Source organism: Bacteroides sp. D22, assembly GCF_000163675.1.
Lineage (GTDB): Bacteria > Bacteroidota > Bacteroidia > Bacteroidales > Bacteroidaceae > Bacteroides > Bacteroides xylanisolvens.
On the sequence record NZ_GG774796.1, the window covers coordinates 240,443 to 264,415 of the forward strand.

Annotated in this window: 18 protein-coding genes and 1 tRNA gene; 18 read left to right on the forward strand and 1 reads right to left on the reverse strand. The window is 44.0% G+C overall.

What is annotated here, in order from left to right; genetic code table 11:
- Nucleotides 1–6 precede the first annotated feature (6 nt).
- The 18 genes from HMPREF0106_RS21840 (at nucleotide 7) to HMPREF0106_RS26915 (ending at nucleotide 20,783) form a co-directional block, all read left to right on the forward strand.
- Complete coding sequence (locus tag HMPREF0106_RS21840; RefSeq protein WP_005655408.1) at nucleotides 7–516, forward strand: hypothetical protein; 510 nt, start codon at nucleotides 7–9, stop codon at nucleotides 514–516.
- A gap of 68 nt (nucleotides 517–584) precedes the next feature.
- Entirely contained in the window at nucleotides 585–1,241 is a 657-nt protein-coding gene (locus HMPREF0106_RS21835; RefSeq protein WP_005655407.1) for a hypothetical protein, read from the forward strand.
- Between the two features lie 104 nt (nucleotides 1,242–1,345).
- On the forward strand, nucleotides 1,346–1,474 hold the full coding sequence (locus tag HMPREF0106_RS28095; RefSeq protein ID WP_005655406.1) for a hypothetical protein: 129 nt from the start codon (nucleotides 1,346–1,348) through the stop codon (nucleotides 1,472–1,474).
- Nucleotides 1,474–6,885, forward strand: a complete 5,412-nt coding sequence (locus HMPREF0106_RS21830) for a tape measure protein (protein WP_008642525.1) — start codon at nucleotides 1,474–1,476, stop codon at nucleotides 6,883–6,885. Before HMPREF0106_RS28095 ends, HMPREF0106_RS21830 begins: the two co-directional genes overlap by 1 nt.
- Before the next feature lie 2 nt (nucleotides 6,886–6,887).
- Nucleotides 6,888–7,397 (forward strand): hypothetical protein, encoded by a 510-nt coding sequence (locus tag HMPREF0106_RS21825; protein WP_005655404.1) that lies wholly within the window; start codon nucleotides 6,888–6,890, stop codon nucleotides 7,395–7,397.
- Between the two features lies 1 nt (nucleotide 7,398).
- Nucleotides 7,399–8,583 (forward strand): hypothetical protein, encoded by a 1,185-nt coding sequence (locus HMPREF0106_RS21820; RefSeq protein WP_008642527.1) that lies wholly within the window; start codon nucleotides 7,399–7,401, stop codon nucleotides 8,581–8,583.
- Complete coding sequence (locus HMPREF0106_RS21815) at nucleotides 8,565–13,970, forward strand: N-acetylmuramoyl-L-alanine amidase (RefSeq protein ID WP_008642529.1); 5,406 nt, start codon at nucleotides 8,565–8,567, stop codon at nucleotides 13,968–13,970. The genes HMPREF0106_RS21820 and HMPREF0106_RS21815 overlap by 19 nt, the downstream gene beginning before the upstream one ends.
- A 4-nt stretch (nucleotides 13,971–13,974) precedes the next feature.
- Nucleotides 13,975–14,460: a hypothetical protein gene (locus HMPREF0106_RS21810; protein WP_005655401.1), complete on the forward strand. Its 486-nt coding sequence runs from the start codon at nucleotides 13,975–13,977 to the stop codon at nucleotides 14,458–14,460.
- A gap of 78 nt (nucleotides 14,461–14,538) precedes the next feature.
- Complete coding sequence (locus HMPREF0106_RS21805) at nucleotides 14,539–14,829, forward strand: hypothetical protein (RefSeq protein ID WP_005655400.1); 291 nt, start codon at nucleotides 14,539–14,541, stop codon at nucleotides 14,827–14,829.
- A 9-nt stretch (nucleotides 14,830–14,838) separates the two neighbouring features.
- Nucleotides 14,839–16,200: a hypothetical protein gene (locus HMPREF0106_RS21800; RefSeq protein WP_009038911.1), complete on the forward strand. Its 1,362-nt coding sequence runs from the start codon at nucleotides 14,839–14,841 to the stop codon at nucleotides 16,198–16,200.
- 119 nt (nucleotides 16,201–16,319) lie between these two features.
- The gene (locus HMPREF0106_RS28100; RefSeq protein WP_255344213.1) at nucleotides 16,320–16,451 is read left to right on the forward strand and encodes a hypothetical protein; all 132 of its coding nucleotides are present in this window, start codon (nucleotides 16,320–16,322) and stop codon (nucleotides 16,449–16,451) included.
- A 283-nt stretch (nucleotides 16,452–16,734) separates the two neighbouring features.
- Nucleotides 16,735–17,922 carry a reverse transcriptase/maturase family protein gene (locus HMPREF0106_RS21795; protein WP_008642534.1) on the forward strand — a complete coding sequence of 396 codons (1,188 nt, stop codon included), beginning with the start codon at nucleotides 16,735–16,737 and terminating at the stop codon, nucleotides 17,920–17,922.
- Nucleotides 17,885–18,313 carry a hypothetical protein gene (locus HMPREF0106_RS21790; protein ID WP_005650561.1) on the forward strand — a complete coding sequence of 143 codons (429 nt, stop codon included), beginning with the start codon at nucleotides 17,885–17,887 and terminating at the stop codon, nucleotides 18,311–18,313. Before HMPREF0106_RS21795 ends, HMPREF0106_RS21790 begins: the two co-directional genes overlap by 38 nt.
- The gene (locus HMPREF0106_RS21785) at nucleotides 18,310–18,690 is read left to right on the forward strand and encodes a hypothetical protein (protein ID WP_005650559.1); all 381 of its coding nucleotides are present in this window, start codon (nucleotides 18,310–18,312) and stop codon (nucleotides 18,688–18,690) included. The genes HMPREF0106_RS21790 and HMPREF0106_RS21785 overlap by 4 nt, the downstream gene beginning before the upstream one ends.
- A complete protein-coding gene (locus tag HMPREF0106_RS21780; protein ID WP_009038912.1) occupies nucleotides 18,687–19,286 on the forward strand; it encodes a hypothetical protein in 600 nt (199 codons plus the stop codon). The genes HMPREF0106_RS21785 and HMPREF0106_RS21780 overlap by 4 nt, the downstream gene beginning before the upstream one ends.
- Complete coding sequence (locus HMPREF0106_RS21775; RefSeq protein ID WP_005650556.1) at nucleotides 19,283–19,879, forward strand: N-acetylmuramoyl-L-alanine amidase; 597 nt, start codon at nucleotides 19,283–19,285, stop codon at nucleotides 19,877–19,879. Before HMPREF0106_RS21780 ends, HMPREF0106_RS21775 begins: the two co-directional genes overlap by 4 nt.
- Entirely contained in the window at nucleotides 19,869–20,486 is a 618-nt protein-coding gene (locus HMPREF0106_RS21770; protein WP_008642540.1) for a DUF6549 family protein, read from the forward strand. The genes HMPREF0106_RS21775 and HMPREF0106_RS21770 overlap by 11 nt, the downstream gene beginning before the upstream one ends.
- Before the next feature lie 216 nt (nucleotides 20,487–20,702).
- Nucleotides 20,703–20,783, forward strand: a tRNA-Arg gene (locus tag HMPREF0106_RS26915).
- Nucleotides 20,784–20,956: 173 nt separating this feature from the next.
- Here HMPREF0106_RS26915 and secDF read toward each other — a convergent pair.
- The gene (secDF, locus tag HMPREF0106_RS21765) at nucleotides 20,957–23,968 is read right to left on the reverse strand and encodes a protein translocase subunit SecDF (RefSeq protein ID WP_004317186.1); all 3,012 of its coding nucleotides are present in this window, start codon (nucleotides 23,966–23,968) and stop codon (nucleotides 20,957–20,959) included.
- Nucleotides 23,969–23,973: the final 5 nt, after the last annotated feature.

Consider the following 23,973-nt stretch of genomic DNA (forward strand, 5'->3'; position numbering starts at 1 on the left):
AAGATTATGCCGATTTTAGCAACAATGGGGTTGAAAAAGATTTATATCGCCCCTGCCATGACCGATGGAAGTATGCCCGCAAAAGGCAACCAATGGCTTGATTTGGGCGATGTGTATCAAGACACTTGCAACTTGAAAGATGATTCTCCCGAAATCACGGAACATAAGTCGGAAACGTCAAGCAAGGTTATTACGTTGGTGGGTGAAACACCTACAAATGTGGAGCTTTCTTTGATGGACCCGGATTTGGAATTGCTTGCACGTTATTTCGGTGGTACTATTGCTGGAGAAAAGGGCAAGCGCACTTGGATTCGTCCACGAAAATTGGAATACAAGGAGTGGGCGTTATGGATTCAACCGGAAGAGGGCTTGTTTATCGGGTGTGCCAATGTGCGTATCATCCCGACATTCGAGATTACCTATTCTTCAAAGGGTATCTGCCTTGTGCCTATGACTATCAAGTTCCAATCAAACTTGCAAGCAAGCGAGGAAATGAGCGACCCAACAGTAGCATGACACTGAAAAAGTCTGAGAACCGATAGCCTCCTATCCCCGGATGGGGGGCTTTTTAACTTTTAAGACAAATGGAACAACTGAATAATGAACGTGAATTGACCCGTGAAGAACGCTTGGAAATCGAAGAAAAGGCGATACAGGCACTTGTGAACATGGGAGTGAAATTCAATGTACCGCTTAAAATTAACCCGGTAAAACCGCCACGCTTCATCCGTTGGTGGAATAAGCATTTTCCGAACCATGTAAAGATGTGGCGTGACAAACGTATTCCCAAAGGCTGGGATGTGTCCGAAACAGAAGTACCCAATGCCGCTTTGCAAACTATGGAGCGTGTATATATGCGCCACTTCCATTTGAAGCCTCTTTATTTGGGTACGATGGATTGTTTGAGGCGGTTGTATCTGAATATAGAATACGATGAGGAAAAGATACAAGCCGAACCCATACAGGAAAGCAAACGCCTTTTCAAGTATATTCCTCTGATGGCTGAGATTGCAGCCGTAGCCGTGCTTAACAATCCCGTGGTAGCTGACCCCTCTAAAGACAAAGAGGTGAAAGCCTTGAAAGCGTTTTTCATGGAACACCTTACATCTACCCGGCTTGAAAAGCTGGCAGACGTGATAAGCCAAATGATGAATCCCGGGGGTTTTACGTCCTCTATTCGGTCAATACGGGAGATAGGAACGACCAATCCGAAGAAACTCAAAGCAAACCGAGTAGAGTAATCGGGCTAAATAGCCCGTGGGGTAATCGTGGGGAAATTATCAAGTCCTTTGGCTGGACTTACGATTATCTGCTTTGGGGTATCAGTTGGCTAAACGTACAAATCATGCTGGCAGATGCGGCACGTGTGGAACAAGAGCCGGAGCAAACGGACGGAAACAAAGATGGTGGGAAGCCGCCTGTACAGCTAAAGACAAAGGATGATATTAAGAATTATCTGAAAGGAATAATGTAATGGATAATATAAACGGAGCGTTGGCGTTCAAAGCCACCCTTGATATAAATGATTTCAACGTGTCGGCACAAGCGATGGAAAGGAGTATCAAACAGGTTTCATCCACAGCCGTATCGGAATCGTCTGTGATGGATAACTCCATTCAGAGCTTTGCGCAAAATGGGGCGAAATACATTGTTTCCTACCTCGTTGGGCAGGGTATGGGGACTTTGCTTCAAAGTATCGTGCAAACACGTGGGCAGTTTCAACAGTTGGAAATTGCCTTTACAACCATGCTCAAAAGTGGTACGCAAGCAAAGGGCTTGATGGATAGGCTTATTGATACAGCCGCCAAAACTCCGTTTGACCTTTCGGGCATTGCGAGTAGTGCCAAACAGATGCTTGCTTACGGCTCAACCGTGGATAATGTGGTGGATGAGCTGGTAATGCTTGGTAACGTGGCTTCGGGCGTGGGTGCGCCACTACAGGATATTGCCTACCTCTATGGAACGCTACGGACACAAGGCAGGGCATTTACCGTGGATATTAGGCAGTTTGCCGGGCGTGGTATTCCCATCTATGAGGAACTGGCTAAAGTGCTTGGCGTAACCAAAGATGAAGTTTCCAGCCTTGTAACGGAGGGTAAGGTTGGCTTTGCGGAAGTAGAAAAGGCTTTCCAAAACATGACGGGTAAAGCCGGGACTTACTACAACCTCATGCAAGAACAAAGCAAGTCCCTAACGGGTATGATTTCCAACATGGGTGATGCGTGGGAACAATCGTTAAACAAGTTGGGTGCGGATAACCAAGATGTTTTTGCCGGAGCTATTGAAAGTGCTACCTATATGGCAGAGCATTTGGATGATATTTTGCGTATTTTGAAAGCCGTTGCTATAGGCTATGGAAGCGTGAAAGCCGCTATTGTACTGAATACATTAGCCACAAAGGGATATACGGGCGTTGCTCTTTTGGATAACACGGCAAGGCAGGCTAAGATTTCCTTAATGAAGTTGGAAGCCGTTGCTACTGGGCAGATGGTAGCTCAGACAAAAGCGATGGTTGCAGCCCAAAACAGCCATGTCGCAGCATTGCAAGCGCAACTGACGGTAGAGGAACACGCCAACATGGTAAAGCAGTTACGCATTGCCACCATTCAACAAATGCTTACCATCCAACAAGCAGAATACCTTTCCAATTTGAATCTAACGGCTTCTTCTGCCAATTATGAGGCGGTGGCTCTGAGTGTTCTTACCGTTGAACAAAAGCAAGCTCTAAGCAAGTTAGACTTGTCGGCTAAAAGTGCCGTGTATCGTGCCGCTTTGGAAAATGAGGTTGCCGTTAAGACACAAAACAGTGCGGCTACCTTAAATGCCATGCGTACCGATGTCAAGGCAGCAGCCGTAAAGATGGAATCGGCACGGGCTGATGCACTGGCGGCAAAGGCGGCTGTAGAACGTGCCTATTTGGAAGTGTACAGGGCACAACAGACTGGGAACGCTGAAAAGATAGCCATTGCCACTAAGAAGATGGAGGCAGCGGAGGATAACGCAGCTATCGCACGAAAGACGGCTTTAGCCACCCAATCCGATTTTTACGCAAAGAAAAAACTACTTGAAGCTACAGCCACCAAGCAATCCACAGCCGCTTCCGTGGCAGATACTACGGCAAAGACAACACAAGGGGCTGTAACTTCCGTACTGACTGCAATCACGACAAAAGCAACGGTAGCGGTGAAAGCTCTTTGGGCTTCCATGATGAGCAATCCTATCGGCTGGGTAATGGGATTGATAGGTGCATTAGTCAGTGTAATTACTCTTTTTACGGGCAAACAAAAAGAAGCGACCACGGCAACGGGTGAATTTCAAGATACCACGAAAAAAGAGATTGACGATTTGAATTTACTTTTTGCCGTATTGCAAAATACGGAGAAAGGAACTCAAACACATAAAAATACGATTGAAAAAATCAATGCCGTATGTAAACAATATAATAAGACATTGCTTGATGAAAACGCTACACTTGATTTACAGCGTCTTAAATATGAGGAATTGACTACAGCCATTCAGCAAACTACAGCCGAAAAAATCAAGGCTAAATATACCGAACAAGCTATGCAAGAACTGGTACAAAGCCAAACGGATGCACTTGATAAGCTGAAAGAGAATGCCGAAGATGCAACCTACAAAGAAATTCAAGAAGTTATGGAAACCACCCCGGAGGGTGTAACCGTTATGATGAATAAGGTTGTTGATGTGGCTTCAAGTTCTATTCGTGGAGCTTCGGGGGCTGTATGGGATGCGGTAGAATCTATGGCGGTAGAATCCGCAAACCAATTGAAAGGGCTAACAGGTCAAGCCTATACCGATGCGTTCAACAACTCATTGGATAGCATTGTTTCTGCCGTACAAAAGTCCACCGGGGCTACAGGTAAAGAAATGGATGCTTTCAAGGAAAATATAAAAACTTATCTTGAAAGTGTCGCACAATCAGCAAAAAAGGCAGATGAAACCATAGGCAAGGTAGATAGGCAACTTGAAAAATTCTATGGTAAAAAAGATACGACTTCTGTAACAGAGAGTACCGACTATGTGGCTATGTCGTTTAACGAGCTGGATAAGAAAATAGGTGAAACTCAGAAAAGTATTGATACCCTCAATGCCAAAAAGGTAAAGGTGGAAGCCGATAATACCCAACTGAAAGAGCTGAAAGACTTGTTGGATAAATTGAATGGTGCTGTAAACACCAAGAATACAAACCTTAACACGGAAAAGGGAATATCAGACCGTATCAAGCAGCTTAAAGAATTGCGTGAAGCTGCCATTATCGGTAGTTCTGACTATAAGAGTTATGATACGCAAATAAAGAAGTTGGAAGCCCGTTTACCCAAGCATACCACGGGGGATAAAGCGGATAGTGCCGCCAAGCAACTACGTGAAAGGCAACTTGAAGCTGACCGCAAATTGGAGGCTGACCGTATTGCAGTCTTGGAAGAGGGCTACGAAAAACGCAAGCGCACCCTTTCGCTCCAACACAAGGAGGCATTGGATAATATAGACAAAGAGGAAAAGGCTTTGGCTAAAGCTCGTAAGGATGCCGGAAAAGGTGGCTTATCTAAGTCTGAAAAGGACGGCTTCGATGAAAGGCGAACACTTGAAAACAAGAAATATGACAAAGCCCAAAACAAACTCTTTGACGGTGAAATAGAGTACAAGAAACAGCAATATGCCTTGTATTTCCGTTGGGTGCGTAACATGGGCGAAGATGTAGCCAATACCCAATTTGCCACGCTTTTAAAAGGCGGTAAATCATACAAGGAGTATGTGGAAAATGAAATCAAGGCTCTAAAGGATAAACAACAAGCCGGAACACTCACAGAGGGAGAAAGTAACCAACTTATTTCCCTTAATATGCAATACAATGAAATCACGGGGGCAAAGTCCGCTATGGATTCTTTCAAGGAATCTGTATCTAAGACCATTCAGCAAGCCCAAACACTTGCCGAGAAGTTGGAAGCCATAGCCGATGCAAAAGAGAAGCTGGCTAATGGAAGTTCCGGGCTTGTGGGTGCTGACGAAAAAGCGGAAGCCACTTTGTTTGTTTCAGAAGAAGATGAAAAGTTACAGGAAGAAGTACAGCAAAAGATACTTTCCTCTTACAGAACCTTTGAGGAACAAAGAAATGACATCCAAAAGGAATACGCCTTGCTGCGTGCTGCCGCTCAAAAGACGGGCGACCAAGAACGGATTAACCAAGTAAACAAGTCGGAGGCAGAAGCGTTAAGCACCCTTACCGCCAATATGTTAAAGCAATCGGATAGTTGGAAGAAGTTATTTGGCGATTTGGATAGCCTTTCTGTAGCTGAAATAGATAAGTTGGTGGCTGATATTGAAACAAAGCTAAAAGATGCGGATTTGAAACTGAATCCCGTAGATTACCGTGCTTTGATTGATAGTTTGAATCAAGCAAAGGAAACGCTTATTTCAAAGAATCCCTTTAAGGCTTTAGGCACGTTCTATGATGATTACATTGAAGCCAAAAAGAAGCTGGCAGAAGCCAAAGCGAATGTTGCTGCCGGAAAGGGTACGGATGAGGATGTGAAAAAGGCAGAGGCTGACATGAAGAAAGCCGCCAAAGGCGTAACCAAGTCCATTGAAACGATTACCGATACGGCTACCACGTGCGGCAATGCCATTGCATCCATGTTTTCTGATTTGGGACAGGATGATTTGGCAAACGGCTTAGGCACTGCAATGGAGTTGTTCGGGCAGTTGGGCAATGCCGCCGCCTCTGTAGGTAAAATGATGAGCGGTGACATATTGGGAGGCGTTACGGGTATGGTAAGTGCCGTTACTTCTGTAGTGGGCATATTTGCCAAATTGCATGATTCCAAGTATGAGAAGAAAATTCAAAATCTGCAAAAGGAAATAGATGCGCTGGAACAATCCTACAGCCGTTTGGAACGAGCCTACAATAATACTTATTGGGTGTTCAATGATAGCCAACGTGAAGCCTACGAAAAGAATATCCAACTGATTAACGACCAAATACGGGCTTTGGAACAAGAAGCCAACGTAGCAAAGAAGAATTGGGATTTTGCCCGTTACGCTCAACTCAACAAGGAGATTAAGGAACTCAACAAACAGTTGAAGAATGCGGAAGAAAACGGAGATATGTTTTCTATCTATGAGGCTCAGAAAAAGAACCTCAAACAGCAACAAGAGGATTTAAGAAAGCAAATTCAAGCTGAAAAGGATAAGAAGAAAACCGATAACGGAAAAATCCAACAGTGGAACGAGCAAATAGAATCCATTACCCAACAGATAGAGGATTTGGATAGGTCAATGATGGAAACGCTTGCCGGAACGGATGTAAAAACCGCCATTGATGAATTTGCCGATGCGTTGGTAGATGCTTATTGCAAAGGTGAGGATGCAGCGGAAGCATTGGGCGAAAAGACAAAAGAAGTCCTTAAAAAAGCGGTTGTGGAAGCGTTGAAACGTGAGTTTTTGGCAAAGGGAATCAATGATGCCGTTCTCTATTTGGGAGAATCCATGAAAGACGGGAAACTGACCGATGTAGAGAAGCGAGAATTTGAAAGGATGGTGAACGCTGCCGGGGATTTGTTCAATTCCGCATTGGAGGGTATTGGTGATTGGATTAAGGATGTGGAGGAAGAAACCGTACAGCAAGACCCCCTTACGGGTGCGGTTACTTCCATGAATGAGGAAACGGGCGGTGTGATAGCCGGGCGGTTGAATGCCTTTGTCATAAACCAAAGCGACCAAACCTCTATTATGAGGCAGGCACTTGTTTACCAAGCCGAAATAGCCGCCAACACGAAGTTGAGTGCATCAGAGCTGACGGAGATTAAAACTACTTTGAAGCGCATTGAAAATAAAGATAGTTCACTTTTATCACAAGGAATAGCATAGTTATGGAACTGGTACAACAACTTAAAGAGGATGGCAAGGCAAAGGGGCTTTGCCGGATGTGGCAAATGAAGCTAAGAACGGGGCTTGACTATGAGCAACTGATACAGCTTTACATTAAGGGCATAGATTTCTGTATATCGGAGAATTACCCCACGCTTGACTTTATACGGGAACACTTCAAAGGCAAATGCGAGGTTTACGGGGTGTTTGTGGATGATGAGGTTACGGATAAGGTGAATTTACCCGATGTGGTGCTGAATGGTGACTGCAAAGCTATGTTGGAGTATGACGGCTATTCTGTTTCACGGGTATATGCACGGCATGATTCCCATAGTGCCGTAAACGTGTCGGACAATGCGATTGTTACCATAGACGCTTTCGATAACTCGTATCTGTATGTGGCGGTAGCCGGAACGGATGCAAAGGTGCTTGTGAATCTGTATGGCAATGCCAAAGCGGATATAGAGGGAGTGGGGATAGAAGTTAGACAAATGAATAAAAATACTTACTGATATGGATAAGAACATGATTTTACACCTGCCTTTCGATGACCCGGACGGTAGTATAGCTTACGACTTTTCACAGTACCGCAACGATGCCACCTTATCGGATGGTGCGGATTTTTCTAAGAAATCTAAAGTGGGTAAATCACTTGCTTTGAATGGTACGGGCGAATGCGAAACAGCTCGTTCCATACCCTTTAGCGGTAATTTTACACTTTGTTTTTGGGTGCTGCCTGTTTCTCAAAAGTTAGGCTGGGTGCTGAATATGCCCGGTATAGACAATTATAAAGAGCAATGGCTTGATGTAATGCCCGATGGCTGGATTTTCTTTGCTTTCGTTAAGTCCGGCAATATGTTTACCGTCTATGAGAACACGACCCGGATATTCAGTGAAATATTACCAAAGACACCAACGGGGCTTTCCATCAACGACCAATCACTTTTTGGGACGAAAGCCTTGCTGGACGAAGTGAAACTGTTTGACGTGGCGAAAGAACCCCGTGAAATATTCGAGTTGCAGAAAGATACGGATGTGGAATATTTCATAGACGGAAAGAACTTCAAGGAGTTTGGGGTATTCGTTTCCAAAAGTGCCGGATTGGTTGGACGGTTGGAGCGCAAAGAAGCCTTGCAAGTGAACTGGGACAATTACCACGGTATTGTAAGGGATAAGAAGCGACCACGCTACAAGGAACGCAACATTACACTGGATTGCTTTATTGAGGCTTCGGGACGTGCCGCCTATGTGGAATGGGTAAACCTTTTCTTTTCCCAATTCGATGCGGAGGGGAACCACCGTTTGCGTGTGGACTATGACGGAAAGGCAAAGCCTTTGGTATATGAAGTGGAATTGCTGGATGAGGCAGACCCGGAAAAGAGCTGGGGACAATATAGCAACGATTTGATGGTGGGTACATTCCGTTTAAAGCTGGTGGAAGATGAACCTGTGAAAAAGGTGCTTAGATATATAGGTGGAACTGCAAACGGCAAGGCTACGATTACCGTCACTTCGTCCAAGCTGCTTAATATCTATTGGGGTGACGGCACGCACACTTACGATGTGTCCGGCAGCGAACAAACGATAGAACACACTTACGTTACACCCGGTGAATACGAGATAATCGTTTCGGGCGTGATTGAAGACATTGAAAAATTTGAAACCAATGCTATTGTGATATGGGAACTCTTGAAATAATCAGGCGCAACGGTGAAAAGGTACGCTTGTTTTCCAAAGAGCCGTTTTGTACGCTGAAATCAGCCGCTCAAAACAGTTCCTTAATGGGGGATGATAACGTACAGCTTTCCATTGTTTCCTCTGAGTTGCTTAATTTAGGCAAGGGAGATAAAATCATAGTGGAGGGTGAAGAATACACCATCCGTACTAAGGTGAACCGTGAAATGCTTTCGGACAACCATTATGTGCATGATGCCACTTTCTACGGAGTGATGTACGAGCTGATGAAAAGCCTGTACCGAAACACCGATGCAAACGGGAAATCCAGCAAAAGCACGTTTGACCTCACTTATAATATCCGGGACTTTGTAAAGGTGCTTATCTACAACGTGAGCCGTGACTATCCGGGCTTATGGGCTTTCGATGAAGCTAATTGCCCGGACACAGAACCACGTACCATTTCCTTTGCCCGTAACAATTGCCTACAGGTTTTGCAAATGCTTTGCAGTGACCGTGAATTTGATTTGGAGTTTCTCATTACCCAAAAGGACGGGGTGCGTACCATCCACATAGGAAAGTTCGGTGCAAAAGTTGTGCCCCCGGGTGGCAACGCTTTCTTTGAGTGGGGCAAAGGCAACGGCTTGTACAAGCTCAAAGAGCAAAAGGTAGATGATAAGACCATTATCACAAGACTTTGGGTGGAGGGTGGCACGACCAACATTCGGAGTGATTACAGGGACTATTCAGAACGCCTACAGCTTCCGTTTCCAGTGCGTTTGAACAAAAAGGAACACAAACTATGGGACGGTACAATAGTACCGCCTCAGAGCGAATATATAGGCATATCCGATGATAACAAGCGTTATTTGGAGGATGGCGATTTGAGGGATGCACTGGGTAGTGATGAGGATGCTGTGACGTATGATAATATTTTCCCGAAACGGACGGGTACGGTTACTGCTTTGGTGGCTGATGATATAAACAGCTTCATTGATGATACAATGGACTTTGACCTGAACGAGAAAGACGATAAAGGTACAAAGTATCTGATTAACGAGGTATCGGCAAAGATTAATTTCATTTCGGGTAAATTAGCCGGACAACAATTTGAATTGGCGAAAAAGGGAGGATACGACCATGCAACAAAAAGGTTTACGCTCATTCCATTTACGGACAACAGGGGGCTAACTATTCCTACCACTGAAAGCGAGGCTTACCGAATAACGGAGGGTGACACGTATAAGATTACGGATATTCACCTGCCTAAATCTTATGAAGATGATGCAGAGGAAGATTTATGGTATGCCGGATATAACGAGTTCAAGCCACGCACACAGGCACGGGCGCAATATCAGCTTACCTTTGAACGTTCCTATTTTTTGAACGCTTTGCCAAGCGATAGCGAAACAACCGTCTTTCATGTGGGTAACTATGTACCCGTGAAAGATGAGCGTTTCGGTATTGAAAAGAATATCCGCATCCAAAAGGTGACAAAGAACCTGCTTGTGGAGCATGACTATACACTGACCCTTTCGGACATTACAGCCATTTCCCCAATCACTCAAACGGTTGTGGATGTTGGACGGCACGAAACAATCATAGAAAACAATCGGCTTCGGGACTTGACTAAGGCACGGAGGGGATGGCGTACAACAGAGGAACTGCGTACAATGGTGTATGATACGGACGGTTATTTTGACCCCGAAAACATCAAGCCCAATTCCATTGACACCAATATGCTTACGGTGGGGTCTAAGAGCCAACAATTTGTTTTGATAGATGTGATACTGCAAGCCAACGTAAACGGAATATCCAATCGTTTTGATGCTTCTGCCGGGGTATTGGCTCACTTGACTATTGATGATGAGATAATCAAGCATTGGAACATGGCGGCTGGCTCATTCACTCTATCAAGCCCAAAGGGGTACTATGTGTTTGCCAAGTGTTCCAAGAAAAGCACGGATGGCATTTGGTATGTGACACAGGAACAACTAAAGGTTGAACCAACCGAAGACCCGAATAACTATTATTTCCAAGTGGGTATATTGGGGTCAGTGCATTCGGATGATGATTTCAGGGACTTTACCACCACCTACGGATTTACCCGTATTAATGGGAACACTATCACTACGGGTAAGATTATAACAAGCGATAAGGAGTGCTATTTGGATTTGGACGGCAACAAGTTCCGTATCGGTGATTCTTCAAGTTCTATTGATTGGAACGTAACGGCAAAACGCCAATTAACGTTGCACAACGTCCGTTTGCTTTCTGATAGTGGGGACACCTCACATATCGGGGTGTTCCGTGGCACATATAACCCGAAGTACGTGTACTATGCCGGGGATGAGGTGGCTTACACGGTGAATGGTGAAACGTGTACCTACCGATACACTAACCCCACACCAAGCATGGGCAACCTGCCTACCAATTCCGTATATTGGTCGGTTGTGGCGAAAGGTTCTACCGGGGATAAGGGAGAAAGCGGTTTATCCGTATTCTATACCTATAATGACAGTGAAACCAAGCCTGCCACCCCTACGGGGGATGGCTCTACGGGAGGTTGGCACAGAACTTCGTCCGAAAACGTGGTTTGGATGAGTATAAAGAACGCCAAGACTGATACGGAGGGTGCGTGGGGTATTCCTTTTCGTGTGCGTGGTGCTGATGGTACTTCAATCAATATCAAAGGTTCTAAGGACAATGTTTCACAACTGCCTACCGTTGGAAATTCAGAGGGCGATGCTTATCTAATCGGGGGCAACCTCTATATTTGGGATGGCACGAACTGGAAAGATGTTGGAGCTATTAAGGGGGAAGATGGAAAGAGTAGCTATCTTCATAAGAAGTATTCCGATGATGGCGGCAAAACGTTCACAGCCGGAAACGGTGAAACACCCGGAAGATGGTTGGGTTTGTATGTGGATATGATACCCACCGATAGCGACAAACCAAGTGCCTACAAGTGGAGCGACACGAAAGGACAAGACGGAACGCCCGGTTTACCCGGTGAAGATGGGCGTACTCCATACTTCCATATCAAGTATTCGGACAACGGGGGAATGTCGTTCACTGCAAACAATGGTGAAGAGCCGGGCGACTACATAGGGCAATACACCGACTACGTGCAGAAAGACAGTGATAATCCGATGGATTACACTTGGGCTTTGATTAAAGGCGAATCGGGTACAGGTGGAACGGATGCCGGAGCTGGTGAATATTACGAGTATCGTTACGCTAAAAATGGCTCGACTTTAGTACCGCCCGATTTGGATGTTAATTCTTCCAACCCTACCGGGTGGAGTACGGAAATGCCGAAAGTAGGAGCGTTGGAATATATTTGGTGTACAATGGCTAAGAAGTCCGGGCTTGCAGACCGTACCAAATTTCATTTGCCCATTGAAGCTAACGACACTTCAAGCATTGCCGATATTTCGGGTAACGGTTATAATGGTGTGCTGGGCGGTGGGACGGTAGTAAAAGACGGAACGAGATATGCCCTCAATCTGAGTGGTGGAATGGAGAGCCGTATTCCTTATGATTTACCCTTTGGGGAAAGTTTTACACTCTGTTTTTGGATGAAGTCAGACCAAAATCAAGTCAAGTGGATGTTGAACGGATATAACGGTAGGCACTATGTGGAAAAGAGTATTGCAATCACGCCTAATACGTGGTTTCACCTTGCATTCCGTTTTAATGACCGTACCGTTACGGTATTCAAAAACGGAGAGCAATTACATAGTGGTAGCGTTAATATCATGGCTGTAGGCTTTGCTATTTACGATGATGATGTATTCGGTTCTGCCGTGTATTTCGATGATATACGTTTGTTGATGGGGGCTTTACCTGTGAATGACATTGCTTCCGTAATGAATGGCAAAGCAGACCTGATGATACAGAAATGGAGTACCCCTATTCGTGTAAATCCTTATGATGGTGAAGATGGAAAGCCTGGTGTTAGTGTGACATTGGCAGATGTGGAATATGCACAAAGCACGTCAAATTCAGTTGCGCCTACTACGGGGTGGCAGACAACCGCCCCGACATGGATAAATGGGAGGTATATATGGAGTAGAACGAAAGTATCTTATTCAGACAACACGACTACCTACACTAAGGCGGTTTGTATTACAGGCGGCAAAGGCTCTACGGGTGATAGCGGTGTTGGCGTAAGTTCTATTATTGAACAATACTACCTATCCAGTTCGGCAACCTCATTACTTAATGGCTCATGGAGTACAACACGCCCAACTTGGAAAGACAAATGGTATATATGGACACGCTCGGTTATCACTTATACGAATGGAACGAGCGACACTACGGCTGCAATATGTGTAACGGGGTCGAAAGGTGATAAAGGTGAAGATGGAAAGCCGGGTGATAAGGGGGAGAAAGGCGATAGCCCCGTACTTGTTTATAGGGGTATTTATGATTCATCCAAGACTTATTACGGAAATAGCAAACGGTTGGATGCTGTAAAATACAACAATCAATACTATATAGTCCGTATTGATGCAGGAACATTCTCAAATGTCACTCCCACGACAACAAGCAAATGGAATACGTTTGGAGCGCAATTTGAAACTATTGCCACAAACTTGTTATTGGCTGAGGGGGCAAACATTGGAGATTGGTTTATTAAGGGCGGTAAGATTGTTTCCACTATGGGTAATGGTAACAGGGTAGAGCTGGATGCTTCAATGGCTCGTATTTATATTGAATCTTCAAGTGGTGGTGGTGATTATGCGCTCGTTGATTTTGGCGCAAAAATGACAATAGATGCCAACCGTGGAATTTTTGAAACAAGGGCTAAAAATGCTCCTAACTATTCTAATGCGGTTTCCTATATGTCACCAACGGGAATATTCTCAAATATGGCAGGTACGGACGGTATGCCAGCAAGTAGCGGATATACGCACCGTGGGGCTATTGTTGGGCTTGGTTTTGCAAATGTTCCGGCAAGAACATGGGCTATAAATGCGGTAGATACAATCGTGGCAGGTGTTTATGGTCGGGCTTCTAATTCGGGGACTGCACCAGCCTTTGGCGGTTTCTTCTATGATTTATTTGCCGGAGGCTTGATTTTTGGTCGAAAGTGTATTACAGGAACGTCGAATAACACATGGTATTTGAATAGAGAAGATACCGTGGTAATAGGGTACACGTCTGCCGCATCAGTAGTGTATCTTCCGGCTTCTCCTAAAGAAGGACAGGTTATATTTGTAAAGCAGTGGTGGAGAGGCTATATGAGATTCAGACCAAGAAGCGGCTACCTAATCTATGATGATACTTCGGTAAATGACTACTACGATTTTGGAGAGGGTCAAGGTGGTATGTTTGTATATACCGTAGGATATGTAGATGGAGTTAAAAAACAAGCATGGTTAGTAAGTAGATGGAAATACTAAAAATATGGAAGAAAGAGTATTATACGGATATATGGATGGCGACTATCTACAATGTATAGAAATAGCCCCTATTCCTCAAAAAATCAGAAATGAGAAAACGGGGGAAATAACAACACGCATGGTATCGGTTATTGAACAGGTGGCTGAACTGCCAACCATATATAAGCCAGTGGATGCAATAGATGAAAGTAAACAAAACACAGATAAGGAGGGCTATGTTGTGCGCATTGTGCCATACGATGCCGGGGACAGGATTTCATTCAGATACATAGAAGTCCCCGACTTTCAAAAGGTGGCACATGAGATTGAACGCTCAAAGGAGGTGTTGGCAAGTAGCGATTATAAGATAATCAAATGCTACGAAGCCGCCCTAATGGGGTATGCAATGCCGTATGAGATAAAGGCATTGCATAATGAAAGGCAGTTGCTAAGAGATAAAATCAATGAACTTGAAGCACGTTATACCTCATTATCTGATGATATACTTTAATTATAATCATAAATGTGTTCAACAAACACATTTATGATTATATTTGCAGTTAAATAAACTTGATTTACTCAGTGAATTATGGAAACAACGATGTACAGCCTACGGATTCTTTCCAAAGGTAAGGTTACAGACCTTTCCAATGGTTTTGCTTTGGGTGGTGTTCCGTTTACCGTCTTTGTACGACCTAAAGAGGTTACGATGGAAACAAGTACGCTGCTTAAATGCAAGCTCATTTGTGATAAGGAATTTAGTATGTTCCCCGTACCTATCGGGGATTGGACGCCCGGAGCGATAGCCGTAATATCCCCAAACGGTATCGACCTTTCGGTATATGATGTGTATTGGGGTGCTGGTGAAACTATTAAATAACTTATAGCTATGGGATTATTATTGGGAAGCGGAAACACGAAACCGCAATATCCTTACGACCAATGGTATGGGGTGCAAGGTGATTTCAACTCACAGGACTACAAACTAAAGCGTGTGGGTAATTTGGATTTGCACCGTACATTACCCATTCAAGCGAAGCTGAAACGCTTTGTGGAAAACCCTGACGGCTCGGTTAAGTATTACCTTAACCAAAATGACAGCCGTAAAAAGGATTCGGGTGCAACGGCTTTGATTGACAGCACGGACGGTAATGTAATGCTTGAAAAGCCGGAATATTACTTCAAGTTGGAAATAGAGGGAACGAAATGGATTCGTGCCTATTCCGAATATCCGTTGCCCGGCTTTATCAAGATGGAACGAAAGACGGTAAGCCCGTGGTATGCAACGGTGGATATTACCAACTCTGTAGCCGTTTCGGGATGTTGGCTCACTTGGAATGGCGATGAAATTGCAAGGGATTCAGACGGATTTGTTATACTCAAAGCGAATGCCGCACAATTCAGAGGCGGTTCGGGTGCTGGTGATGCCGCTAAGGATGGTACTTACAACTCCATGTTGGGTATGCCTCGTACTTCCATTTCAAAGGCTGGTGTTCGTCCTCTTTGCAAGAACGGAACACACCACGGGGCGTACAGGGTGTACAATGAAATTGCTTGGTTGCAACGTGTGGAATATGCCTCATTGCACTGCCAAGATGCTTACACCGAAACGCTGACTGCTGACGGATTCCATCAAGGAGGCTTAGGGAGTGGTCCGGTTGTTAATGGTACGGAGTGGAATACATGGGGAAGTTACAAACCCTTTGTGCCTTGCGGTGTTACTGCAACGCTGGGAAACAACACGGGTAAGGTGTCCTACACCATCAAGGGATGGACTGGTGGCGATAAGGTGGTACAAGTAACCTCTTACCGTGGCTTGGAAACTCCTTATGAATACTTGTGGATGCTTGCTGATGATGTACTAATTTGGCATAAAGCGGATGTATCTATTGCCTATGTATGCGAAGACCCGACAAAATTCACCTCTCATTCAGATAGTGCTACTACCGTACCTATCGGATATGAAGCCATTACGGAGCTTCCACGAACTGAGGGCTATGTGCTTTCTATGGCTCATTCCACTAAAGGTTATTCCTTTGCCGAAAAAGTAGGAGGTTCAAGTAATAAAGGGTATTGCGATTACTATTGGACTCCCACAGGTGGTAGTACGTGGTCTGCTGTAGGCTGGTATGGTGCCCTTTTGTCTGCTGGTGCGAATTTTGGTGCGACTGCGGGTTTCGGTTTTCTGGGTGCGGATCATCGTTCCTCGTATGCGTATGCGGACGTTGGGTTCCGCTTGTGCCGTTTTTGACGGACTGCAAAACTCGGTGAACGGAGCAACGAAAATGGCGTTGGATTGAAAAAAATAAAAACATAACAGGGTTGTGGCGGCTGGTGCCCTTTTGTCTGCTAATGCGAATAATGGTGCGAATGCGGGTTTCGGTTTTCTGGTTGCGACTAATCGTTCCTCGTCTGCGGATGCGTGCCTTGGGTTCCGCTTGTGCCGTTTTTGACGGACTGCAAAACTCGGTGAACGGAGCAACGAAAATGGCGTTGGATTGAAAAAAATAAAAACATAACAGGGTTGTGGCGGCTGGTGCCCTTTTGTCTGCTAATGCGAATAATGGTGCGAATGCGGGTTTCGGTTATCTGAATGCGAATAATCGTTCCTCGAATGCGAATGCGAACATTGGGTTCCGCTTTTACCGTGGTTTCAACTTATAACTGTTGCTGCCACGCCCTTACCTCACAGGGACTATCGGCACGTCTGATAGTTGGTAAAATAATATGGATTAGGACGGTGCAAGTAAGTAATTGAAAGCTCTGTTTTAGAACAACGGCACAAATGGGTGTAGTAAAGACTGAATACGGGTTATGTTATACGGCTGATACCTGCTTTAATCAATACTCGGATTTTGAGGATTGCGGTTTATATGTCGGTGATACAGGAAAGATATTCATTTCCCAAGCTAAGAAAATTAAGAATGTTTATCACCTGATATATGAATGCTCCAACCTCATACGGGCGCAATATAAGGCACAGCAAGGCAAAGGAGAGCGTACCGAAATATCCAAGTTCAATGAGAACATTTTGGAGAATTTGGATAGCTTGTACTGGGACTTGCGCAATGAAACTTATACCCCCGGTGAATATCGGATTAAGGTTATATATGAGCCGAAAGAAAGGGTGATTATGATTGCCCCGTTCTTCCCGGACAGGATAGTACACCATTGCATTATCAATGTGTTGGGGCGTTACTGGACTAACTTCTTCATTGCGAATACATACGCTTGTATCAAAGGGCGTGGTATTCATAAATGTATGGAGGATGTGCATACGGCTTTAATCATAGACAGAAAAGGTACAAGGTTCTGTTTGAAGATTGACATCAAGAAGTTCTATGATAACATAGACCACGCAGCATTGAAAAGGATAATCCGCTACACTATAGCGGATGAACAACTGTTAAGGCTGTTGGATAAGATAATAGATAGTAACGGTAAAGACAAGGGGCTGCCAATAGGCAATTTCACAAGTCAATATTTGGCTAATCTCTATTTAGCATATTTCGACCATTGGGTTAAAGAAGAACTGGCTAAGATAGTGATGAAGCGTTTTGGGGTGAAAATCTACTACTATCGCTATATGGATGATATGGTGATACTATGCGCTGACAAAGAGGCACTGCATTTCGTACTCGACATGATGGGGCTTTACTTGGGTGGCGAATTGAAAGTAGAGATTAAAAGCAACTGGCAGATATTCCCGGTTGATGCTCGTAGCATTGATTATGTGGGATTCAAACAAAACCATTACGGCATATTGCTAAGAAGCGGTATTCTGAAAAGGTTTTATAAGAAATTCCACCGCACCATCAATAAATACGAAATCAAAGATGAAACGGATATTAAACACTTCTTCCCATCTGAATATGGCTGGATAATCAGATGCTCGGAGGAACACAGTAAATTCATTTTTAATAATTGTTTGAACGATGGAAGCAAATGTTTTGACTACAGGGCTGCTGGCTAAGACTAAGCCGGAGGTGATAGATTCTCTTAATAACGGGCAGGGAACGTTCCTTTATAACCATAACATCAAAGAGGTTAAGGTTATTGCAGACAAAGAGGGTGGCATTGAGATTACGACTGATGCGGAACGTGCCACAGGCACGATGTTCCAATATGACAGCGTGAGGGTGGAATATCCAAAAACGGCTGATAATATTTTCAGCACGTTGCTTACTGCAAGATACCCGGCTAAGACAGAAAGTAAGCTGGTAAACGAATATCAGTCTGCCATGCTGGGATTGCTTGCCGAAAGTGCGAAATCCCCCTATGAGAACTTTTTGAAAGACCGTTTGGCTATCCGTGAAATGGTGGATGCCGATTGTGAAACCTATAATATACCGATGGACTTATGAACGAGGTAATGGACTTTGAGGAAACCGAATCCTTGAATGAAGATATTTTCGATTGTGAATACACCTCAGTAGATGCCGTGATTAATGAGGTCACGGTGTTTACGGGATGTAAGGAAAGACAGACAGAGAACGGAACGAGAACACTAATCGCCTATGGCGAGGGTATCGGTGCATCCGCTTTCTATACTGATAGTAAGAAGTTGAAAGATGTTGTTTTAGACCCGAAGCGCAAATATCCATTTCGTGCCGTAATCAAAGTGGTACGCTATGGAACGATGTACGGGTTTAAGTTCTTTCCACCGAATACTCCAATCACGCAGGAGGATAGGGATAACTTTGAGTATTACAAGCGAAACAAGTATAAGAAAAACCGATGATGGAAGAAAGTTTGAAAGTAGCACAAGGCATAAGCGATTTTGGCTTTATGGTGATAGTGTGCGCTGTGTTTCTCTGTTTGGCGGCTGCACTTATGGTAGCTTGTTTCAAGTGGTTCAAGTCTATCATTAACGACATGATTAAAAGCAATCAGTCTATGGTAGCCGAACTTCTGACGGAAACCAAAACCCAAAATGATATGCTCACTGACATTGCAGAGGGGTTAAGACCCGAAACGCAGTTGCGGATAAAAAACATATCAAGCATTTACTTTGACCTTGCCGTTGAGAGGGTTTGCCGTATAATAAAGAAAGTGCGTGAAGAAAACCACATCGCAGACCGTGAAGCCACGAAAGCGAAAGTACACACCTTGATTATGAATATGCACGAGGACAGAAACAGCCGATTTGATGCACATTCGTATCGAGGGAAACGATTGTCAAGCTACACTTCGCCCGAATGGATTGAATGGGTAGAGCAATGTGTGTTGTCAGAGGTTTATGCGGAAACGGTGAACAATGGCAGAGCTTATACCAATGTACAAATGGTATATGACAGAATTAAAATAGATTTTTACCATAAATTGAATCAAGAATGAAGATACTTATAGACAATGGGCATGGAGAAAATACACCAGGTAAACGCAGCCCGGATGGAACTTTCAGGGAGTATGCCTATACAAGAGAAATTGCGGATGAAGTCGTGCGTGAACTGGCTAAACGTGGCTATGTAGCGGAACGCATTGTTAAGGAGAACTTGGACGTGCCTTTGGCTGAACGTGCAAGGCGTGTGAACGAGATTTGCGCCCGATATGGAGCTAATAACGTGTTGCTTGTTTCCATCCACTGCAATGCTGCCGGGAATGGCGAATGGATGAATGCCCGTGGATGGTCTGCCTATACCACTAAGGGCAAAACGAAAGCTGACGAATTGGCAAACCGAATGTATGATGCTGCCGCTTGCTTTATTACCGGGCAAAAGATTAGGCGTGACTATTCGGATGGCGACCCGGATTGGGAGGAAAATTTTTACATCCTTTCCAAGACGAAATGCCCGGCTGTATTGACGGAAAATTTCTTCATGGATAACAAGGAAGATATTGCTTACCTTACATCTATGGAGGGGAAACAAAACATTGTGAACACCCACGTAGAGGGTATAATCCAATACATCAAGGAATATGAGAAATAAAGCGTTTTTGATATTAATCGCCCTCTGTGGGCTTTTGATGGCGGCTACCTTTGGGCTATGGGCTTATTGTTCCAAGTTGAAATCAGAAAAGGAAAGATTGGATGGCAACCAAACCGCCTTGTTGGAGAAAATTGAATTTTACCAAACAGAATCCGGAAAATCCGCTGCTTCTGTACAGGCATTGACTTTATCCAAGTCTGAGGTGGAAAAGCATTGTGCCGACTTGACGAATACCGTTAAGGAACTTGACTTGAAAGTAAAGAGGTTACAAGCGGCTTCCACGAATGCAACAAAAACGGAGGTGGAGGTACAAACCATAGTTAAGGATAGCATTATATACCGTGATACATCCTATCTTAAAGTCCAAGCGATACGATGGAAAGACCCGTGGATAAATGTTGATGGCTTAATCATGCCCGATAAGAAACTGGATTTACGCATACAATCTGTAGATACCCTATTTCAAGTAGTGCATAGAGTGCCTAAGCAATGGTTGTTTTTCCGATGGGGAACAAAGGCTATTAGGCAAGAAGTTGTAAGTAGCAATCCCCATACCAAAATAGTGTATTCGGAATATATAGAATTGAAGAAACGGAAAAAGAAATGATTAGGTGTTAGTAATAGAGTAGAACTTTTGTTCTGAGCCGGGTTCGCTGTGAAGTGCGCCCGGTTTTTCTTTGTCCTTTGAAATAAAAGTCATATCTTTGCAGTACCGATTCTGAAAATCGGTGTTGCATTGTACCCCTGTATTCTTCTTTTGGAGAGGCAGGGGTATTCAACAAAAATGCAAAAGTTCTACTATAGTTCTACGAAAAATTGAAATAGTCTCGCAAGTGACTGATACTCAAAGTTAGGTTAGAAGTTTCCTAAACTTTAGATAGGGGTTCGATTCCCCTCGGGGCTACTACAGAAGAATCTATGAGAGTGGTATTGTTTTGCTTTCATATTGTATCAAGTTTTAAGTGTAACAATAGCTTCTTTTAAGATGAACGTCTTATAGCTTCTATTTGTTTTAATAATCAATAGAAAAAGCCTCTACCGAATGTTCGGAAGAGGCTTTTCTATTTGTGGAGTTTATTATTCTTCCGTAGCTGGTACTACGACTTTTTTGTTCTTCATCATGTTGTATGCAATTGGAGATGCAATAAACAGTGAAGATAATGTACCGATAACAACACCCAGGATCATTGCGAATGCAAAGCTGCGGATTGAATCACCACCAAGGATGAAGATACACAGCAATACGATCAATGTACTCAATGATGTATTGATGGTACGAGCCAGCGTTGTGTTCAGAGAGTCGTTGAACAATACTCGTTTGTCACGTTTCGGATATAAACCGAAGAACTCACGTACACGGTCGAAGATTACCACCTTATCATTGATAGAGTAACCGATAGCTGTCAAGATAGCACCAATAAATGTCTGGTCGATTTCCAGAGAGAATGGCAGGATACCCCAGAACAGTGAATAGGCACCGATAATCATAATGGTGTCGCAACTCAAAGCTACGATAGAACCGATACTGTAAGCAATGTTGCGGAAACGGAGCAAGATATACAAACCGATGGCGAGCAGTGCCAATACTACGGAGTAGATAGCGCCTGTCTTGATGTCATCTGCGATACTCGGACCTACTTTCTGTGAGCTTACGATACTACCACCTGTGTGATTGTCACGGTCGATGAAAGTTTCCAATGTGATATTCTGAGTCAATACCGGCTTCAAGGTTTCATATAGATATGATTCGATTTCAGAGTCTACATTGTTGCCTTCATCTTCGATACGGTAGTTTGTACTGATACGTACGGTCTTTTTGTCTGTACCGATAGCAATAACGCTTACGTTGGCGTCGCCAAATTTGCTAGAGATCAATTCACGAACTTGTTCCGGTTCTACAGGATTCTCAAATTGTACCTTAAAGTTACGTCCACCAGTGAAGTCGATACTCTGACTCAAACCACGGATGGCAAATGAACCGATACAAACAACGATGATTGCACTGACGATAATAAGGGACTTTTTGTTTGTACCCATAAAATCGAAATGTGTATTGGTCATCAGATTCTTTGAAATCTTGGTTGTGAATGTCAGGTTCAACCACTTGTCTTTGTTCATGAAGTGTTCATAAACAATACGAGTAATGAACACTGCAGTAAAGAAGGATACCAAGATACCGATAATCAATGTCGTAGCAAAACCACGAATTGGACCGGTACCAAAGTTAAACAGGATGATACCTGTGATGATAGATGTTAAGTTAGAGTCGAAGATAGCCGAGAATGCATTTGAATAACCGTCGGCAAGTGCTTTCTTCACACCCTTACCTGCACGAAGCTCTTCTTTTGTACGTTCATAGATAAGTACGTTCGCATCCACAGCCATACCAAGTGACAATACCATACCGGCTATACCGGACATTGTCAGCGCAGCCTGGAAGGATGAAAGAATACCTAGCGTGAAGAAGAAGTTGAGGATTAACGCGCAGTTAGCAACCATACCTGGGATGAAGCCGTACATAGAGCACATGTAAATCATCAACAGAATCAGGGCTACAACGAATGAGAAAATACCCGCATTGATTGATTCTTGACCCAGTGACGGACCAACGATATCTTCCTGTACGATGTGAGCCGGAGCCGGCATCTTACCTGATTTCAATACGTTAGCTAAGTCTTTTGCTTGTTCAGGAGTGAAATGACCTGTAATCTGTGAACGTCCACCTGTAATTTCAGAGTTTACGTTTGGTGCAGAATATACATAGTTATCAAGAACGATAGCAATGGAACGGCCAATGTTCTGCTTAGTCAACTGAGCCCAGCGGCGTGCACCGTCAGAGTTCATTGTCATGCTTACAGCCGGTTTGCTGTATTGGTCGAATTCATCTTTCGCATCAGTTACTACGTCACCTTCCAACGGAGCTTTGCCGTTACGTTCGGTAGACTTGATAGCATATAATTCGAAAGTCTGTCCTTTCTTGTCAAATTCAGAAGGAGAAACACCCCATTTCAGGCGAAGGTCTTTTGGAAGATCAGCTTTGATTTCCGGCATAGCCAGATATTTGTTGATGTCAGCAGTATCTTTGTAGTTGGCATAACCAATAACGGGACCTTGTCCGCTAGAATTCAACTGAAGTATGGACAGCAAAGGATATTGCTTTTTGATTTCTTCCATATTTGCGGCAGACTTATCTTCAGCAGTTACGTCACCTTTCAGGGCAGCTGCAAGGCTGTCGGCAGCACTTACAGTTTTTTTCTCAACCGGAGTGGCTTCGGTAAGGACTGCTTCAATAGTATCTGTATCAGCTGTTGTTCCTTCAGCTAAAATAACACGCAATTTGGCGTCTGCAGATTGCATGGCAGGGAGAACTTCTCTAGCTGTATAAGTTTCCCAGAACTCCAGATTGGCAGAACCTTGGAGAAGTTTTCTCACACGTTCCGGCTCTTTGATACCCGGAAGTTCCACCATGATACGTCCCATTTTGTCTTCCAGACTTTGGATGTTCGGTTGAACAACACCAAAACGGTCGATACGGGTACGAAGAACGTTGAATGAGTTTTCAACAGCAGCTTTTACTTCTGCTCTCAGCACTTTTTCAACTTCTGCATCTGATGATTTCTGGTTAACTTTATCTTTCAACTGTTGTGTTGCGAAAAGTTCGGAAAGTTTTGCGTCCGGAGCAATTTTGTGGTATTCTCTGATGAACAGGGTGATAACATCATCCTGACTGTTGACAGCCTGTTTTGCAGCTGTCGCCAATGCGTTGTTGAAAGCTTCGTCAGGCTTGTTGTCTGCCAATGCTTTGATAACATCAGGTACGGAAACTTCGAGGATAACGTTCATACCACCCTTCAGGTCCAAACCTAAACTAATCTCCATCTCACGACATTGTTTCAGTGTCCAGTTCCACAGCATTACTTTCTCGTTAGAGAGAGAGTCGAGGTAGTCTTGTTCCACTTTCGGGTCGCCGTTCGCAATTTCTTTCGCCTTGTTGGTATAATGGCGTGTTACGAAGGAGAAGGAGAGGTAGAACACGCATACCAGCGTGAGTAATACCGCAAAAACCTTTACAAATCCTTTGTTTTGCATTTTAC